The following is a 17,753-nucleotide window of genomic DNA, read 5'->3' as shown; positions in this document are numbered from 1 at the left end:
ATCCTCCTTAATTACACATATTCTCATAGATTACTGAAAGTCCCATTCCTCCTGCCATACACAACGTTACCATTCCGTACTTAACTTGTGAACGCAACATTTCATGCATCAGTGTGACTGTCAATTTTGCACCTGTTGCTCCTACAGGGTGACCAAGTGCAATTGCCCCCCCATTGACATTGACAATATCCGGATTCAAATCTAACTCCTTGATCACTGCAAGTGCTTGGGCAGCAAAGGCTTCATTAAGTTCAATCAGTCCGATATCCCGTAAAGATAGACCTGCTTTTTCCAATGCCTTTCGAGTAGCGGGTACTGGTCCAATCCCCATAACTCCAGGTTCCACTCCTGCACTGGCAAAAGCCTTTATTTTCAAGAGCGGTTTTAATCCCTTTTCTTCTGCTTGTTGCTTGGACATTAAAAGTACAGCTGCAGCCCCATCATTCATAGGACAGGCATTTCCTGCCGTAATGGTTCCTTCATTTTTGAATACTGCCTGAAGATTGGCTAGTTGATCTAGATGAATGTCTTCGCGTACCCCTTCGTCATGGTTGAAGATTTGAAGACCTTTTCGATCCTTGATTTTAAGTGAAATAATTTCTCTATTAAAGCGACCCTCTTCTATAGCTTTCCAAGCCTTCTTGTGGCTTTGATAAGCAAATTGATCCTGTTCTTCACGACGGATACCATATTTTTCAGCCAAGCGCTCGGCAGTGATTCCCATATGATCATTTTCCAAGGAACATATTAATCCATCTGCCAGCAGAGCATCCTCCATCGTTACGTTTCCAAATTTACCGCCCCATCTATTTTTCACGATATAAGGCACATTGCTCATGCTCTCCACTCCGCCGGCAATAATGACGTCTTCTTGACCAGCAGCGATAGTTAAAGCGGCGTTGGTAATGGCCTTTAAACCTGATCCACATGCTTTGATTACAACGTGTCCTGGGACACTGTGCGGGAAACATGCCAGCTGCGACGAAATTCGTGCCGAGTTAAGTCCGCCTCCGTGGACATAGCCGTGTCCGAAAATCACTTCATTGACTTTTTCTTTACCCAAACCGGAATTCTCCATTAAACCTTCCAATACTTGACGGCCCAATTCGGTAGCTTTAACATTCCTGAGTGATTTTCCAAAGGATCCAACTGCAGTTCGCGCCCCAGCAACGATGACAACTTCATTCAAGCTTTTTTCCTCCTCTTACCTATTCAATGGTGTTGACGGCAGCATGGATTTTCAATGATGCCTCTGTATTCCTTATCACATCATCCACGGTATATGGCGCCATGACTTCCTTAAGCACCAATCCCTCTTCTGTAACTTCCATTACAGCCATATCCGTAATGATTAAATCCACACTCTTTCTTGCCGTCAATGGCAGCGTACATGTCTTCAAGATCTTAGATTCACCCTGCTTATTCACGTGATTCATCAGGACGATCACCTTTTTGGCTTTCTGGGCAAGTTCCATTGCCCCGCCCATACCCGGCACCCGCTTTCCTGGGACGATCCAATTCGCCAAATCCCCTTTTTCACTGACTTCCAGGGCCCCAAGGATGGTGATGTCGATGTATCCTTTCCTGATCATCCCAAATGCCGTTGCACTGTCAAAGTAAGAAGCTCCCATTACAGTGGTGATCGGGAAACCTCCCGCATTACAGAGGGCAGGATCTTCTTTTCCGGGATCAGGACTTGGACCCGTACCGAGAACTCCATTTTCCGCATGGAACAGCACATGGATATCTTGAGGAATATGATCTGCCACCAAGGTAGGGATACCGATGCCTAAATTGACGATCAAACCGTCATGGATTTCCTTGGCGGCGCGTTTCGCGATGCGATTTCGTACATCTACTGCCATGCCCATTTCCAATTCACCCCTTTTGTCGGAATCACCATATCTACATAAATGCCTGGTGTGGCAATACATTCCGGATCCAATTCGCCTGCAGGAACGATTTCCTCCACTTCCGCAATCGTGAAGGCCCCTGCCATCGCTACCAGCGGATTGAAATTACATGCAGTCTTGTCGTACACTAAATTCCCAAGTGAATCGGCCTTTTTGGCATGGACGATGCTGACCTCAGCCGTCAAAGCGGTTTCCACCAAATATTCTTTTCCTTCTATCACAATCTTGTCCTTGCCTTCTTCGGCTATCGTACCAATCCCGACATCGACAAAAATCCCGCCTAAGCCTACACCGCCGGCACGAATCCGTTCGGCTAATGTCCCCTGCGGTGAAAATTCGACTTGCAGCTTTCCTTCAGTCATGAGCTTGCCGGCATTAGGATTGGATCCGATATGCGAGGCGATCACTTTCTTTGCCCTTTCAGCAGTCACAAGCCGGCCAATGCCGATATCAGGGAATCCAGTATCATTGCCAATCAAGGTCAATTCCTTAACACCCTTGTCAAGGATACCCTGTACAAGCGTCGGAGGAGTTCCCACTCCGCCAAATCCGCCATACATGAGTGTGCATCCATCGGAAATATGCTCCAGCGCTTCTTCCATGGTCACAATTTTGTTTTTCTTCGTAATGACCTGCTTCATACTGTTCCTCCTAAATAGCCTGCATGTCTTCAATCAAACCTTCCGCGTGCAATTCTTGCTGCAACTCTTCGAGGGAAGCTTCCAGTATCTTGACGAGGCGATCGATTTCTTCATTCGTAATGATTAATGGCGGAGATATGATAACCGCATCACCAGCGATTCCTTCAATCGCACCTGCAGCAGGATAGATTATCAACCCCTTCGCAAAAGCCTTGTTGACAAGCCTTGGAGTCAGGCCGATTTGCAAGTCGAATGGCGTTTTTGACACCCGATCTGAGACAAACTCAAGTCCAAGGAGAAGCCCTTTCCCTCTAACATCACCGATGATGTCGAATTTCTCAGCCAAGCCTTGCAGCTTCTTAAACAGATATTGACCTTTCTCTTCCGCTGCCCGAACCAGGTCATTGCGCTCAATGTAGGAAAGCACTTCCAATGAAATGGCTGCCGATAGAGGGTTTGCACTATATGTGTGTCCAGCCATGATAGATTTCGAGCCTTTTAAAATCGGCTCCATGACACGGTCAGTAATCATCGTGGCTGCGATTGGAGTATACCCGGCGCTCATTCCTTTACCCAATGCGATGATATCCGGGGTGACTCCCCAGTGTTCCATTGCGAACATTTTTCCTGTCCTGCCGATTCCCGTCATTACCTCATCGGCGATAAAAAGAATGTCATAGGTTTCGCAGATTTCCTTAATCCTTTGATAGTAGCCATCCGGCGGTGTTACAGCACCAGCGGATGCCCCGATTATCGGTTCTGCGATGAAGGCTGCGATATTCTCGGAGCCGACCCTTTGAATGGCTGTCTCCAGTTCATCTGCACACTTAAGCTTGCATCCTGAAGTTTCATTATTATGAGGACAGCGATAGCAGTAGGGAGCAGATATGCTAGGAAAATCCTCCAATAGCGGCACAAAACGTTTCCTTCTTGGTACATGGCCTGACATCGATAAAGCGCCCATCGTGATCCCGTGATAACTGGTCCACCTGGAGATTATGCGATTTTTTCGCTCAAACCCTTTTTCTTGCCAATGTTGAATCGCGATCTTCATTGCCGTTTCGGTCGCTTCCGATCCACTGTTCACAAAAAATGACCAATTCAAATCCCCTGGAGCCAGCTCACTTAGCTTTTTGGCCAATGCCTCTGCGGCTCCACTCGTAAAATGAGACCTATATGCAAAAGAAACCTTGCGGGCCTGCTCCGTCATGGCCTCGACAATATCCAATACACCATGTCCAATACTTGCCGTGACCGCTCCTGATGAGCCGTCTATATACTGTTTTCCATCTGTATCATAAAGATAAATTCCATTCCCATGAGAGATAGTGGGATAGTCCTGATCTAAAGTAGGCTTAATCAAATGATTTCGTTCCATTTCATCTCTCCTTTTAACATTCGTACACATTATCTATTAATCTATTACGTTCTTAAAAGACTGAAAGGCTCATCCTGAATCAGGATGGATTCCGTAGGGCAGCCTTCCATGGCATCTTGCATGTCATCATGCAGGATTTCAGGAACTTCGGCAATTCCCTGATTATCGTCCAGGATGACGAAAGCGATCCCTTGATCGTCATAGTCATAAATCTCAGGACCTGTTGAACCGCACGCCCCGCACGCAATGCACGTTTCTTTATCAACCCATGTGTATTTAGCCATAGAAAAATCCTCCTACTTGAGGGATAAATCTTTACCCCAAATATTCATGTCCTCATACTTATCCCAAATATTACAGTTCTTCGTTAATCTGCCGCCATATTCATATCCCAGCTGATGAAAGACGGCGTTCATGCCCATTGACAATGAACGGGCCAATGAATAGGAGCAATAAATGTTTTTCCTGTACAATTCTTGTTCCAATGCGGAGATGAGCACCTTCATGAAACCATGCTTTCGATGCTGGGGAATTGTTGCACAGTCCGTTATTTCAGCATTATGATACATCTCATTCACTTCAGCGGATGCAGCACTCACGATGGTTCCTTCATATTCGATAACACTAAAGATCGTCCCTTCCTCCATCACTTTCTTGATATATCGTTCATCATTCATCGGTGTAGGGTAGGTTTCAAAAATGGCACCATATAGCTTCGCCAGCTCTTGTGCATCTTTCTCCGTAGCAGACCGGAGGATATAACCGTCAGGGATTTGCTGGGATGCAATCGGTCTAGGAACTGTGGTTACATCTTGGATGACCATATCTTCCTTGACCCAAAAGTCGCTAGTCCGCCTTTCATCCGTTAAATAGAAGGCCATGCAATAGGCATCATTCCCTTTGAAATACTTGCTCAATATTCCTTCCAGCATGAATCCCTGACCCAACGCTGCTGATAAATCTTCATTCCTTGCTTTAAGTATCACTTTTGTAAAGCCCTGCTCCTTTGCGATGGCAAGGGCCCGATCGATCGCTTTTTTGATATTTCCCCGATAATCATCCATGCGCAAGCGCTGATTGGCATGATCATGATAGAGTTCCATCGTATAACAACCCCCGGTCTCCATTTGGGTAAAAAAAGGCAGCTTTTGAACAGGCATCATGTATCCCCCTTATTTAAAGAATTCGGGAGAAGAGATGCCTATCATCCGCTTCTCCCGGCATTCTATTTCCAATTGAATAATTGCTTGACAGGTGCCTGAAGAAGCTGTTCATACGTAAACTCATCAGGATATTCACTCACATCATATATGGATAAGGCTTCATCAACCTTTTGATTCATCGAATCAGACACATAGATTCCGCATTCAGGACAGTTTATGGCCGGAACTTGAAGGACTTTTATTGAGCGTTTCCCGTCAGGCATGATCCAGTAACAATCCTTCTTTTCGCTTTCTTCCACGTTTGGGGTATTGCACCATAAGCAGTCCATCTTCATTCCTCCTTGCCATCAGATTTCACCGAGCCACTAGCGGCCAAGGCATTCTTTTTTTCTTGGGCCAACCTTAATTTTTCCTTCATTTCATCCCGTTTATCACGGCGATCCTTCAAGGAAGCATGTTCATCAGTGCTTTCATACGCTTTTCTCTTGTCAAGACGACGAAGGCCCTCTGGCACCAAGTTGAATTTCTCATCCGTCATGAGCGCGGAGATCCCGACGGCTTCTTTCCTATCCGCAGTACCATACACTTCATCGAAGTAAGCATCCGCACTGCCGGCAACATAGTTCTTCGGCTCCGGATAGCTTGTGATTACTCCTTCAAAGTTCCGTAAAACGACTTTATCCGGACTTTGCGAAAGGAGGTAATTCGGAGTCAAGGCAATCTTTCCGCCACCGCCAGGAGCATCCACCACAAAGGTTGGCACTGCATATCCTGATGTATGGCCGCGCAGTGCTTCAATGATTTCCAGTCCTTTTGAAACCGGCGCCCGGAAATGGCCAATCCCTTCAGATAGATCACATTGATAAATGTAATAAGGTCTTACCCTTGCTTTAACACAGTCATGCATAAGCTTTTTCATGATATGGACACTATCGTTGATACCAGCGAGGATGACTGCCTGATTACCAAGCGGCACACCTGCCATCGAGAGCATATCACATGCTTTTTTCGCTTCATCCGTCAGTTCAAGTGAATGATTGAAATGCGTATTCAACCAAACCGGATGGTATTTTTTCAGAATATTACATAAATTTTCTGTAATCCTCTGCGGGAAAACGACCGGTGCACGTGTGCCGATCCGGATGATTTCCACATGCGGGATGGCGCGTAAGTTACTCAATACGTATTCAAGGATCTTATCATTGATCAACAGGCCGTCACCGCCAGAGATCAGGACGTCCCTCACTTCCGGAGTGTTCCGGATATATTCAATCGCCCCGTCAAGCTGTTTCTTGGGAACACCCATGCCAACCTGACCCGAAAAACGGCGTCGCGTACAATATCTGCAGTACATGGAGCATTGGTTCGTTACAAGGAATAGAACGCGATCCGGATAACGATGCGTCAATCCTGGAACAGGGGAATCCTCATCCTCATGCAGCGGATCCTCCAAATCATATCTAGTCTTGTTCATTTCTGCCGAAAGCGGTACAGACTGTAAACGAATCGGACAGCGAGGGTCATCGGGATTCATCAAAGAAGCATAATAAGGCGTAATGTTCAACGGAATCGTTTGAGTCGAAATCCGGACTCCTTCCTCTTCTTCCGGTGTCAAGTTGACGACCTTTTTCAGATCATCCAGTGATTTAATCGTATTGGTCAATTGCCAGATCCAATCATTCCACTGCTCTTCCGTTACATCCTTCCATAATTCGATATCATTATAATGCCTGCGTCCACCTAGGTATTCTTTATGTTTTACATCCATTCCCATCAAATTCATTAATAATGCCCCCTTATTATTAGAACTTATCTATATACTCTCGCAAGAATGATGCCAACATTGATAACAAGGAAATCATAAGCAATTGGGGGTAAACCGAGCTTAAAATCGCAAGATATTTTTCATTATGCATAATTTTTTGCAGCCAGATTCTTTGCGCCAGCAATAAAAAAGAAGGCTCTCTTTACACAAGAGCCCTCCAGTTTGTAGACAAAAGGAGTTCTATCCAAATTTTTAAACATAGTTGATTGGAGCGGGTGTTCGAGACTCCTGCGGGAATAGCGAGTCCAAGGGAGACCCACAGGCGTGAGTGTGCCGATGGCGGACCGCCCGCGGAAAGCGAGTGCCCTACGTTCCAATCAACGTCCAAATTTGTACAAGCAAAAAAATGTAGACGAACTCGATTTTCATCGAGCTTGTCTACATTCTGAAAGTCTCTTTAGATTACATCATGATACGACAATGACAGCGTTTCCAAAAAAAACTGAATTCACTTGGTTTCCTTCGACCCTGCCGTATATACTTTTTCAATGCCGTACTTGTTTAACTTATATTGCAGTCCCTGCCTTTTAATATTGAGGGCTTCTGCCGTTTTGCTGATATTCCCGTTATATTTCTCGAACATATTGATGATCATTTCCCTTTCCATTTCTTCAAGAACGACAGGTAAATCAATCCTGTTTTTCAATGGGGAAGGCTGGCTCTGTGCATTTGCTGCAGCATAATTTCCTGAAGGGAAAAGATAAGCAGGAAGATGATGTTCATCAATCATATCTTCCCCAGCGTCCATGACGTTAAAGGTTAACTCGATGGCATGTCCCAGTTCACGAATGTTCCCGGGCCATGGATATTGAAGAAGCCGCTGCATCGCCTTTTGACTGATTCCGCGCACTTCCGTAAAAAATGATTTGTTGAATTTTTGAATAAAGTGATTGACGATTTCCGGAATATCCGTTTTACGCTCGGAAAGAGAAGGCATCTGGATCGTTACGACATTGAGGCGAAAAAATAAATCCGAACGAATGATTCCCCGCTCCAACGCCTCTTCCGGAGAAATGTTCATCGCAGCAATGATTTTCACATTAATCTTTTGCTCCTTCGAACCTCCAACACGGCGCACTTCACCTTCCTGAAGCACCCGCAGCAATTTTGCCTGCAGACCGAGGTCGAGGCTATTCAGCTCATCAAGGAAAAGAGTACCGCCATTTGCCTGCTCAAAAATGCCCATGCGATCCATCGCTCCGGTAAAAGCCCCTTTCGTCGTGCCGAACAGCAGCCCCTCCATCAATTCCTTTGGAACGGCCGCACAGTTTTGCGCGATGAAAGGCTGATTTCGCTGAGCACTTACATTATGTATGCTTTGCGCGATCAGTTCCTTCCCTGTCCCTGTTGGTCCATAAATCATGACTGGGGAATGTGTACGGGCCGCTTTTTTAGCCAAGGAAATCGCTTGCTTAAAAGCAGGGCTATTGCCGATCAAATCACTAAAATGATAGGTCGCCGTCCCTTCAGAGAACTTATTTTTCCTATACGTCTCGGCCAGCTGGGAACGCAAATCGACAATTTGGTCATACATATTCATGACCTTCGTAATATCCTTTGCGATTTCCACTGCCCCAATAATTTCACCATCCTCATACAAAGGATACGTACTATTGATCGACGTTATTTTTTTCTCCTTTAAATTGACATATGTTTGAATCGACTCAATCGTTTCATTGCCTTTTTCCAAGGCCACATGCAGCGTACTGGATTCATCAGTCAATGAAGGATAAAGCTGAAAAATATTCTCCCCCAGCACCTGCTCCCGATCCAGCCCGTCGATATGCGCCATCATTTCATTGTAAAAAACCGTATCCCCATCTTTATTCACAATATGGACACCCACATTGATCACATTCAATATCCATTCAAATTGAGTGGAAAACTGATTTACTGAAGATTTCATTTCTTCATCTCCGTTCTCTGTCATTTGATAGAATCACCTGTAAATTATAGCATTTAATGGGAAACATTCATCACTTTATTCTTAATTAAATCAAACTTCAGTACAAAGGTAATAGAATAATCAGGTCAAATAAAGGAATCTCGCATTAAGCCAAGAAGATTATAAGAGAAAATATAAAATTCAGGGGTGAGTCGGATTTCGGAAACTAGATTGGAAATTAAACCGTGGGAAGATAAAGACCTTCCATTACTATTTCAACTAAATGCCCCAGAAATGATGGAACATCTTGGCGGACCAGAAAGTAATGAACAAATCCTGAAGCGTCATCAGCGGTATCTACAGATTGGTGATAAGGGATGCATGTTTAGCATCATCCCGTTTCCAGAGGCAAAGGCAGCCGGTTCCGTTGGCTACTGGCAAAAAGTGCGGAACGATGAATTCGTGTACGAAATCGGTTGGAGCGTCCTCCCTTCCTTTCAAGGAAAAGGAATCGCATCTCATGCCGTGAAGGCACTGATAGAGAAAATCAAAGCCGAACGAAATTACCAATACATTCACGCATTCCCTTCGATCACTAATCCTGCATCTAACGCAATTTGCCGCAAGCTCGGCTTCAATCTCATCTCCGAATGTGAATTCGAATACCCGCCAGGGAGCTTTATGAAATGCAATGATTGGTGCCTGGAACTAGAATGAATAGCGGATTTTTGTACAGGAAGGATCATACCGTGGTAAGTCGAATTATGTTGGGTTTAGGTGAATTATTTCCCGGGAAAGTCGAATCATTCTGGGGGTTGGTCAGATTATTCCCGGGGTAGGAAGAATTATTCCCGAGGCAGGTCCGATTGCATCCCTTAGAATTTCTTTAGTGTCTGTCTGAAAGGATAATGAACTGAATATGGAGCTTTTATATCTTTATGAAGGTTAGGTCGATTCTCTGATTTTAAGTTCTGTAGGCAATTTAATAATGTCGCGCTTTAATTTCAAATCTTCATTTAAATATTTTATCAATTCTATTACAGTGCGTTGTCCTAGTTCCATAATCGGTATATCGATTGTGGTTATGGTAGGGGTTGTGACTTGGCAAATAGATTGATTATCATAACCAACTATGGCTAGGCATTCCGGTATTTTGTAGCCCAACGCAGTTGCCTTTTTAATAATTCCTGCTGCTACCTGGTCATTTCCAGTAAATAAGGCAGTAGGTTTTTCTTTTAATTTTACTATTTCATCACAAATGCGGAATCCATCTTCAATACTAAATCCATGTCCAAATATCCAATCGTCATTATGCAGTAAATCATGATCCGCTAACGCTTTTAAAAACCCCTCTTTTCTTTGACCCTGGGCCTGACTATAAGAAGTATCGTAGCAGAAACCTATTTTCCTATGGCCTTTTTCTATTAAATGATTAACAGCTTTGTATGTCGCTTCGAATTCGTCATATCCAATAATCGGTATAGAAGCGGAATGATGGTATTCATTACACAGTAAAATTGGGCCGTATTTCAAATAAGGCTTGATTACATTCCATTCATTTTCTAACGCTCCTAAAATAACCCCATCTACTTCTCTATTCTTTAATTTCCCCATAACATCCAATTCATTTTTCGAATCATAAAAGGTTTGAAAAATAAGAACCTTATAATCATTTTCCAATGCTGCTAGAGATACTCCTTTAACCAATTGGGCAAAGAATGGATGATCGAAACTTGGGACTGATATTGCAATGGTTTGGGTTTTATTTGTCCTAAAATTCCGGGCTAGTGAACTCGGTGCATAATCAAGCTCTTCCATGACCTTTAAGATTTGTTCCCTTTTTTCTTTCGATACATATGGATGATTATTTAAGACTCTGGATACCGTTGTTTTAGAGACATTACATATCTTGGCTATCTCGCTAATTCTCGTCATTTAATCCCATCCTTGTAATAAGTGGTTGACATGTTATCGATTTCAGAAGTTATGATTAAACCGTTCCTAATATATTAACAAAATTTCTCTGAGTTGTATTTTTAAAAAGTTATATTTTAGCGAATGGAGGGATTGTTATGTTTTTGAATAAAAAGGGCGGGTTTCAGTTATTGCCAAAGGTTGAAGACCCAAAATACATTGTATTCTGTGATTTCGATGAGACCTATTATCCTCACTCCATGAGTCACGAGAGACAGGAAGATGTATATGAGCTTGAAAATTACTTAGAAGCAAAAAGCATGGATGAAGAACTTGTCTTTGGCTGGGTCACTGGGAGTAGTATCGAATCAATATTACATAAAATGGAACAAGGTGGATTCAGGTTTTTCCCGCATTTTATTGCCAGCGACTTAGGCACCGAAATCACCTATTTCTCGGAAAATAACTTTTTGGAAAGTGATCCAGATTGGCATTCGCAGATTAATATCGAAGAATTTAATAAGGGGAAAGTCGATGAAATTTATAATGTTCTACTTAACGGCAATATACCATTGATTCCTCAGACTCAAATGGGAAGTTCACGCTACAAAAGAAATTATTATTATCAAATACAACATGAATCCGTCGATAAGAAGAATTTAGCTACCATCCAGAGGGTGGCCAAAGAGTACGGGATAGGGGTAAATATCAATCGATGCAATCCCCTTGCCGGCGATCCTGAAGATAGTTATGATATAGACTTCATTCCATTAGGCACTGGAAAAAAAGAGATTGTCCGTTTTATGCTAGACAAATTCAGGCTGAGTCGGGAGCATGCCTTTGCTTTCGGGGATAGCGGCAATGATCTGCTCATGTTAAAAAGTGTTAAACATGGTTACCTTGTTGGGAATGCAACTCAAGAAGCAAAGGAAGCTCATACTAAAATAGCGACAGGTACGTACTCCAAAGGAATATTAAGAACTTTGCAATCCATCATTACTATTTGAGTGGAAGTATAAGTAATGAGGAAAAGGTAGTTGATGCGCTCTTGCACAGCTTTACTTTCTGCTAACGGTATGGATTTTCCATCAGGCAAGCAATTCATTCCATGTTACTTTGCCTGCAAGCTTATCAGCGGAAATCTTACTTGCTTTCTGGAATTTGAATAATGCCGCCTCAGTTTTTTCCCCGAATACTCCGTCAAGAGTACCGGGGTTAAACCCTTCCATATATAACGCTGCTTGCAGGATCCATGTGATATTGCAGCTAGCGCCTTTTTTTATTGTGACGGTGGCATTCTTCGTTTTAGGCCCCCATTTTCCATCGACAACAAGCTTTTTACTGAATTGCTTATTCAATTCCGTTTGTAAACCTATTATAAGGGCCGTTCGAGTTTTGGGACCATAAAACCCATCACACTCAATATTCGCTTCATATCGGCCATTTAACGTTTTTTGAATCGAAATGATAGGATTATCTCCTTTGCCGGTTTTCTGCATTTCCCTTTTTTCTAATTTGAAGGGTAGGCGGGGTTCTTTTCCTGCTTGTAACTGTGTATGAGATAACCCGCCTGTCATCTCCAAGTGGGGGTAATCCTTGAATGAACTCCAATCCCCGCCCCATTTAAATCCTAAACCCTTACCTATGGCAGCCACTCGCTGCCATTTTGAATTAACTGTCCATATCGCTCTCCTGCCATCATCACTCACAATGAAGAAGTCAATAGCCAGTCCATAATTATGATAGGATTGCCCTGGCTTAGCGTTCGTCACAATCGGTTTAGCTAGATTACTATAGTTTTTTCCTTTGTAGCTGTAAACTCGTCCTTGACCATAAAGGTTGGCTTGTTCTTCCAAAGAGCGATAACCTGCACTTATCTGTACCGTGATTCCTTCATTATAAGCACGTTCAATCATTTCCAAGGCTGATGCCTTCACAACAGGATTCATCCCTTTGCCCATCTTTTTCACTGATCGCTCCAATAATGTCCGTAATGCTACTTTCACTGTCATCCCTCCTTTTAAGTTCCCATCAAAGTTTATATAAGACTTTTTAACGGAAAAGTAGCAGAGTTGAAAAGTTTGTTCTTATTTAATAGAGAATAGAAGTGATATGTTTTATTTATTAAACCAATGTTCCTGCTGATTTCAGAAATCCGCTCCCTTTCCGCCGGCTGCCTGCCAAGCCTCCTCGACGCAAGCGTCTGTGGGGTCTCGGCTAGCCAGTTTTTCGGCTGAAAAATTAGCCATAAAAAACACCCCGTAAATGTTAGTTTGTGTCTAACATTTACGGGCAGTCCAGAGTAGCCTACAGTTTTATCTTAATAAACGTTCCAGTCGATTCCAGAAATCTGCTCCCTTTCCGCCGACTGTCTGCCAAGCCTCCTCGACGTAAACGTCTCCGGGGTCTCGGCTAGCCAGTTACTCGGCAGGAGTGTCGCATATTTCTTCCATCCATTAAGGGTTACAGTATAAAAACATGAAGAATAATCTAGTCTTCAACATGTTTCAAGATGAGCCGACTGTGTTTTTTTCTAAAGGCTGTTTTCGTAAATTGTTGTTTTGAATAACAAGAACATTCGTTCTATAATGGTATATAATAGAATTTAAGGAAGTGTTTTGTTTGAGACCTAATCTATCAAAAGATATTAGCATTGAAAGTTTCAAAGATTTCTATGGTTGAAAGAGGAATTGCAAATGTTTTGCAGGGAAAACGGGATAAGTTCTACTGGTTCAAAGATAGAAATTTCCGATAGAATTGAAACATTTCTTCGGTCAGGAGAGATAAAAAATCCTATTAGAAAAACAAAAATCAATAGGACGGTTGAGCCTCAAGTACATTTAAGCCTTGATACAGTCATTACAGAAAACCATCGTTGTAGTCAAGATGTGAGAGCCTTTTTCAAGACTGTTATCCCTAAATTTCATTTTTCAACATATATTCAAAACTACTTTAAAAGTAACGCAGGGAAAACGTATCGTGATGTTGTAGATGCTTGGTATGAGGAAGAAGAACGAAAGAAAGACCCCACATTCAAGAAAAAGATTGCACCTCAATTTGAATACAATCAATTCACTAGTGACTTCTTTGCTGATCCGGAAAATCAAGGTAAAAGTCGTGCAGAAGCAATTGAAGCCTGGAATAAGATCAAAAAACTTCCTGGAAGCAACAAATATGAACCTAATAATGAAATATAAGGTCACCTTAACATTTATACTGTAAAGTGATTTGAATATTAGAAGTTCCAGTTGATTGGAACGGAAGGTACGAGACTCCTGCGGGAAAAGCGTGGCCAAGGGAGACCCCGCAGGCGAGAGCCGAGGAGGCTCCCAGACCGCCCGCGGAAAGCGAGTGCCTGGAGTGGAAATCCTTACACATCCCCGCCTTCAGAAATCCGCTCCCTTTCCGCCGACTGCCTGCCAAGTATTGATAACTGAGGTGAAAAGGCCTGTCGTTCCTTCATTAATAGAAATGGAATTTCCCCAAAAAAATTAGACGGCTTCCGTTCGCCCGTTTGCGAATGAAAGCCGTCTAATCATGTATTATTTTATTAATCTCTTAATCTTACGCTTTGATTTCAATAGAGGGGCTTATTGTAAAGTCAGCCTCTGTTTTACTTTTCACTTCATCAAGTGTTACGCCATTTTGCAATTCAATCAATTCCATGCCAGCGTCTGTAAATTGAAAAACGGCCAGTTCGGTAATCAGGCAATGGACGACTTTTTCTCCCGTCAATGGCAATGTACAGCTTTTTTTCACTTTGGATTCCCCGTGCTTGTTCACATGGTCCATGATGACAACAATTCGTTTTGCGCCTTGAACGAGGTCCATCGCTCCTCCCATCCCTTTTACCATCTTCCCTGGAATCATCCAGTTTGCCAAGTCCCCATTCTCGGAAACTTCCATCCCGCCTAAAATGGCTAGATCGATGTGGCCGCCGCGAATCATTGCGAATGATTCAGCGCTATCAAAAAATGATGCCCCCGCTTTTGCCGTTACCGTTTCTTTTCCTGCATTGATCAAATCCGGATCAACTTCATCCTTTTGGGGATAAGGCCCGATTCCGAGTAAGCCATTTTCCGATTGAAGCATGACATTAAAGTCATTTGGAATCATGTTGGCAATCAAGGTCGGCATTCCAATCCCTAAATTCACACACATACCATCTTTGATTTCTTTAACGGCGCGTTCTAAAATTAGTTGTCTAGTCATTCGATACTCCTCCTTTTTATGCGTTAGCAGTTGTAAGTCTTTCAATTCGTTTTTCATAGTCATTTCCTACAAGCACTTTCTGAACATAAACCCCTGAAGTATGAATTTCATCTGGATCAAGCTCCCCTGTACCCACAAGCTCCTCCACTTCGACAAGCGTGACTTTCCCTGCGGTGGCAACGACAGGGTTAAAATTCCTTGCCGTTTTCCGATATACAAGATTACCGAAATGGTCTGCTTTCCAGGCTTTTACAAAGGCAAAATCTCCGACTATTCCTTTTTCCATAATGAATGTGCGGCCATCAAACTCTTTATGTTCTTTACCTTTTGCGACTTCCGTCCCTACACCTGTAGCTGTATAAAAGGCAGGAATTCCCGCGCCGCCCGCTCTTAAACGCTCAGCCAGCGTTCCTTGGGGAACTAGTTCGACCTCCAGCTCGCCACTTAAAAATTGCTGTTCAAATAACTTATTTTCCCCAACATAAGAAGCGATCATTTTTTTGATTTGTTTATTTTCAAGCAATAGACCCAGACCCCAGTCATCGACACCGCAATTGTTGCTGACAATCGTCAAATCCTTTACACCTTTGTTACGCAAAGCAATGATTAGTTTCTCTGGTATTCCGCTTAATCCGAACCCGCCTACGATAATGGTTGCTCCATCCTCGATTTGTTGAATAGCGCTATCAAAAGATGTTAATAATTTACTCATTTTCCATCATCTCCATTCTTAATACTATTCTATTAAATAAACAGTGATGTTGCAAAAGCTATGATGAACACGGTCACTGTTTTTAAAATCGTAATCGCAAAAATATCCTTGTAAGATTGACGATGTGTCAGTCCAGTAATGGCAAGCAAGGTAATGACGGCACCATTATGCGGCAGCGTATCCATTCCGCCAGATGCCATGGATGCTATTCGATGAAGCATTTCCGGGGTGATTCCGACACTTTGGGCCACCTGCAAATAGTGACTTCCCATCACTTCCAGCGCAATTGAAAGTCCACCTGATGCGGATCCGGTAATCCCTGCCAGCACATTGACGGCAATAGCTTCGGATACGAGCGGATTTCCGCTTGCATTGAACACCCAGTTTTGAATGACCGAGAATCCAGGAAGTGTTTTCACCACATTCCCAAAACCAACTTCAGATGCAGTATTGAATATGGCAAGCAATGATCCCATTGCCGCAGCTGTTAATCCACTTGCCAATTTGACCTTGATGCGTCCAACATTCAGAAGCATCGCTGCAATGATACCGATGGCCAATGCAACAATCAAAGACCAGGATGAAGTGACTGTGCTTACATCGGCAATGTTGAAAGTTTCCTTCAGCATCGAAGCATCATACCAGTGCTTAACCGAAATGGCACTTCGGCTGAAAGCAAAATTAAATGCTACGACAAGGATGAGCGGTACGATGGACAGCCAAAAGTTAGGCAGGTTTTGCTGCTCTGCACTTTCTGGCTCATTAATATGTCCTTCCCCGTATCCTTCACCATTAGCCAACGCTTGTTTACGACGACGCTCTAACCAGATCATTCCTCCAGTGAATACCATGATCGCGCCAATGATCCCCATGATGGGAGCTGCATACGTATCTGTTCCGAAATAATTCGTTGGAATAATATTTTGAATCTGAGGTGTTCCAGGAAGGGCATCCATCGTATATGTGAAGGCGCCTAGTGCAATCGTTCCCGGCAATAATCTTTTTGGAATGTCTGCTTCTTTAAAAATTGCCGCTGCAAATGGATAAACGGCGAATGCCACTACAAACAATGAAACCCCGCCATATGTCAGCGCCGAGCACGCCAGCACTACAGCAAGAATGGCCTGCTTGGAGCCTAGTGATTTTACGATGGTCTTGGCGATGGATGCAGCTGCACCGCTCATCTCCATGACTTTTCCAAATACGGCCCCTAATAAAAATATTGGAAAGAACGCTTTTATATAGTTAGCCGCAAACGTCATATATGTCTCTGTATAACTCGGCAGTAAATGTCCGCCGGATAAAATGACCGCCAGTAAAGTAACAACCGGCGCTATGATAATGACCGGATAGCCCCGGTAGGCTAAAAAGATTAAAAGTCCCAGCGCCACCACAATGGCTAAAATTTGAATCACCAATTCAATTCCCCCTTTTCTCCCTTGCCCCCAAATAATTCGGAAGCCGTTAAATAGAACTAGTAATCTCCTAAATTCCATATTTTTAATTTTTCCGCTTTTACCATTCAAGCCTGCCTTCCCCAAGTCAAGCTGAATGATCCCCCTAAATGTTGATAACGCTTTCAATAATCCCTTTTCATTTTACGTGGAAACTTAATATAAAATGACAGATGGGCCATTCACTAAGTAATTATGCAATTATTGTGCCAACTTAAATACATGGAAAAATCTCATCTTTTAAAGCTTTTTCAAACATTTCCTTCTCTAAATTCACTTAAAACTGTAAAGGTTTCAGTACACACAAAGATAAACTCCAAAAAAGTGTAAGACTTTTCTTACAACTTTTAAATTCCCTTTCGTTTTATGTACGGATTTCCTAACACACGCAAATATTTGCTAGTAAAAGCTTGGGGAGAGGATTCAGGCATTCGCTTACATTCGGCGGAAAGGGAGCGGACTTCTGAAAGCACCTTGCACGTTTTTAAAAAAAAACTGCAGGCAAACTTGATCTGACCCAATAAAGTTAGACATATAATTTAAGCAGCTTCTAAGACCTGAGTTCGGTATTCTATCGGACTCAGGTCTTTTAATTTTACCTTCATTCGTTTGTGGTTATAGTAATGAATATAATCATCTAATTCCTTTTCAAAGTG

The 17,753-nt window shown here is 42.9% G+C and carries 18 protein-coding genes and 1 pseudogene; 4 read left to right on the top strand and 15 right to left on the bottom strand.

What is annotated here, in order from left to right; translation table 11 throughout:
* Positions 1–7: 7 nt before the first annotated feature.
* The 9 genes from AC1DIV_RS17930 to AC1DIV_RS17890 all read right to left on the bottom strand — a co-directional run bounded on the left by AC1DIV_RS17930 (position 8) and on the right by AC1DIV_RS17890 (position 8,850).
* A complete protein-coding gene (locus AC1DIV_RS17930) occupies positions 8–1,189 on the bottom strand; it encodes a thiolase family protein (RefSeq protein ID WP_328129807.1) in 1,182 nt (393 codons plus the stop codon).
* A 19-nt stretch (positions 1,190–1,208) separates the two neighbouring features.
* The gene (locus tag AC1DIV_RS17925) at positions 1,209–1,871 is read right to left on the bottom strand and encodes a 3-oxoacid CoA-transferase subunit B (protein ID WP_048688600.1); all 663 of its coding nucleotides are present in this window, start codon (positions 1,869–1,871) and stop codon (positions 1,209–1,211) included.
* Entirely contained in the window at positions 1,856–2,554 is a 699-nt protein-coding gene (locus AC1DIV_RS17920; protein WP_034309697.1) for a CoA transferase subunit A, read from the bottom strand. Before AC1DIV_RS17920 ends, AC1DIV_RS17925 begins: the two co-directional genes overlap by 16 nt.
* A 10-nt stretch (positions 2,555–2,564) precedes the next feature.
* Complete coding sequence (locus AC1DIV_RS17915; protein ID WP_048688598.1) at positions 2,565–3,932, bottom strand: aspartate aminotransferase family protein; 1,368 nt, start codon at positions 3,930–3,932, stop codon at positions 2,565–2,567.
* 44 nt (positions 3,933–3,976) lie between these two features.
* Positions 3,977–4,216 (bottom strand): ferredoxin, encoded by a 240-nt coding sequence (locus AC1DIV_RS17910; protein ID WP_063594590.1) that lies wholly within the window; start codon positions 4,214–4,216, stop codon positions 3,977–3,979.
* A 12-nt stretch (positions 4,217–4,228) separates the two neighbouring features.
* The gene (gene ablB / locus AC1DIV_RS17905; RefSeq protein WP_477577014.1) at positions 4,229–5,092 is read right to left on the bottom strand and encodes a putative beta-lysine N-acetyltransferase; all 864 of its coding nucleotides are present in this window, start codon (positions 5,090–5,092) and stop codon (positions 4,229–4,231) included.
* Between the two features lie 65 nt (positions 5,093–5,157).
* Entirely contained in the window at positions 5,158–5,424 is a 267-nt protein-coding gene (locus tag AC1DIV_RS17900) for a YokU family protein (RefSeq protein ID WP_477577012.1), read from the bottom strand.
* Positions 5,425–5,426: 2 nt separating this feature from the next.
* Positions 5,427–6,863, bottom strand: a complete 1,437-nt coding sequence (kamA, locus tag AC1DIV_RS17895) for a lysine 2,3-aminomutase (protein ID WP_048688615.1) — start codon at positions 6,861–6,863, stop codon at positions 5,427–5,429.
* 505 nt (positions 6,864–7,368) lie between these two features.
* Positions 7,369–8,850: a sigma-54 interaction domain-containing protein gene (locus tag AC1DIV_RS17890; RefSeq protein WP_477577010.1), complete on the bottom strand. Its 1,482-nt coding sequence runs from the start codon at positions 8,848–8,850 to the stop codon at positions 7,369–7,371.
* A 186-nt stretch (positions 8,851–9,036) separates the two neighbouring features.
* Between AC1DIV_RS17890 and AC1DIV_RS17885 the strand changes: the two genes are divergently transcribed.
* The gene (locus AC1DIV_RS17885) at positions 9,037–9,522 is read left to right on the top strand and encodes a GNAT family N-acetyltransferase (RefSeq protein WP_340877376.1); all 486 of its coding nucleotides are present in this window, start codon (positions 9,037–9,039) and stop codon (positions 9,520–9,522) included.
* A 228-nt stretch (positions 9,523–9,750) separates the two neighbouring features.
* Here the strand turns inward: AC1DIV_RS17885 and AC1DIV_RS17880 are convergent, their stop codons facing one another.
* The gene (locus AC1DIV_RS17880) at positions 9,751–10,740 is read right to left on the bottom strand and encodes a LacI family DNA-binding transcriptional regulator (RefSeq protein WP_340877377.1); all 990 of its coding nucleotides are present in this window, start codon (positions 10,738–10,740) and stop codon (positions 9,751–9,753) included.
* 137 nt (positions 10,741–10,877) lie between these two features.
* Here AC1DIV_RS17880 and AC1DIV_RS17875 point away from each other — a divergent pair, with 137 nt between their 5' ends.
* Positions 10,878–11,726, top strand: a complete 849-nt coding sequence (locus tag AC1DIV_RS17875) for an HAD-IIB family hydrolase (protein ID WP_477577008.1) — start codon at positions 10,878–10,880, stop codon at positions 11,724–11,726.
* 81 nt (positions 11,727–11,807) lie between these two features.
* Here the strand turns inward: AC1DIV_RS17875 and AC1DIV_RS17870 are convergent, their stop codons facing one another.
* Positions 11,808–12,731, bottom strand: coding sequence for a M15 family metallopeptidase (locus tag AC1DIV_RS17870; RefSeq protein WP_477577006.1), 924 nt, complete (start codon positions 12,729–12,731; stop codon positions 11,808–11,810).
* Between the two features lie 610 nt (positions 12,732–13,341).
* Between AC1DIV_RS17870 and AC1DIV_RS17865 the strand changes: the two are divergent.
* Positions 13,342–13,916 (top strand): annotated as a pseudogene (locus tag AC1DIV_RS17865) (DUF6434 domain-containing protein).
* 55 nt (positions 13,917–13,971) lie between these two features.
* Positions 13,972–14,214: a hypothetical protein gene (locus AC1DIV_RS17860; RefSeq protein ID WP_323599386.1), complete on the top strand. Its 243-nt coding sequence runs from the start codon at positions 13,972–13,974 to the stop codon at positions 14,212–14,214.
* A gap of 69 nt (positions 14,215–14,283) precedes the next feature.
* Here the strand turns inward: AC1DIV_RS17860 and AC1DIV_RS17855 are convergent, their stop codons facing one another.
* The 4 genes from AC1DIV_RS17855 to AC1DIV_RS17840 form a co-directional block, all read right to left on the bottom strand.
* Positions 14,284–14,931 (bottom strand): 3-oxoacid CoA-transferase subunit B, encoded by a 648-nt coding sequence (locus tag AC1DIV_RS17855; protein ID WP_057276918.1) that lies wholly within the window; start codon positions 14,929–14,931, stop codon positions 14,284–14,286.
* Positions 14,932–14,947: 16 nt separating this feature from the next.
* A complete protein-coding gene (locus AC1DIV_RS17850) occupies positions 14,948–15,643 on the bottom strand; it encodes a CoA transferase subunit A (RefSeq protein ID WP_340877383.1) in 696 nt (231 codons plus the stop codon).
* A gap of 32 nt (positions 15,644–15,675) precedes the next feature.
* Complete coding sequence (locus AC1DIV_RS17845; RefSeq protein ID WP_340877384.1) at positions 15,676–17,061, bottom strand: GntP family permease; 1,386 nt, start codon at positions 17,059–17,061, stop codon at positions 15,676–15,678.
* 575 nt (positions 17,062–17,636) lie between these two features.
* Positions 17,637–17,753, bottom strand: a 117-nt coding sequence (locus AC1DIV_RS17840; protein WP_477577101.1) for an IS3 family transposase, incomplete at its 5' end; no start/stop codon positions are given.

The organism is Peribacillus sp. 05N428 (assembly GCF_056397085.1).
The sequence above is the reverse complement of the archived record's forward strand: the minus strand, read 5'-3'. Positions and strand labels throughout refer to the sequence as shown.